Genomic DNA, 285 nt, shown 5'->3' on the forward strand with positions numbered 1-285 from the left:
ATCAGAAGGTATTGACGCCAATTACCAAGACATGATAAACTATTCTATATTCGCATTGATTTTAATGAAATTTGGACAATAACACTTGTCCCAAAACCTCGGGATTGCTCAGGGTTACAAAAAAAATAAAGTATGACAACATCTAAAAACAACATTACTTGGGGAATTAGAATTCTAATTTCATTTTTGTTCTTGCTATCAGCAGTTGCAAAATTATATCCTTCGCCTTACTTCGCCATTTCCACCTTTGAAGTAAAACAATTGTATCCAATGGGATTTTCAGAG

The 285-nt window shown here is 33.3% G+C and carries 1 protein-coding gene; it reads left to right on the top strand.

The annotated features are described in order from the left end of the window. On the top strand, nt 1–82 hold an 82-nt coding region (locus WFZ85_RS16285; RefSeq protein ID WP_342697286.1), incomplete at its 5' end, for a nucleotide modification associated domain-containing protein. Nucleotides 83–285: the final 203 nt, after the last annotated feature.

This window comes from Flavobacterium aureirubrum (assembly GCF_038739835.1).
Lineage (GTDB): Bacteria > Bacteroidota > Bacteroidia > Flavobacteriales > Flavobacteriaceae > Flavobacterium > Flavobacterium aureirubrum.